At 53.2% G+C, this 233-nt stretch carries 1 tRNA gene; it reads right to left on the bottom strand.

What is annotated here, in order from left to right:
- Positions 1–18 precede the first annotated feature (18 nt).
- Positions 19–104 (bottom strand) — tRNA-Leu (locus ASU00_RS24140).
- Positions 105–233: the final 129 nt, after the last annotated feature.

The following is a 233-nucleotide window of genomic DNA, read 5'->3' on the forward strand; positions in this document are numbered from 1 at the left end:
TAATTTCTATGATGTTATTGGTGCGGCCGAGAGGAGTCGAACCTCCACGGGGTTTCCCCCACTAGGCCCTCAACCTAGCGCGTCTGCCATTCCGCCACGACCGCGAAAGCGACTTTGTAAGTATAGCACCCTTTTCTCCTTTATGTCAAGAAGAAAATTATCAGTGCGGGTGAAGGGACTTGAACCCCCACGCCTTGCGGCGCCAGATCCTAAGTCTGGTGCGTCTGCCAATT

It is taken from the genome of Peribacillus muralis (genome assembly GCF_001439925.1).
GTDB lineage: Bacteria > Bacillota > Bacilli > Bacillales > DSM-1321 > Peribacillus > Peribacillus muralis.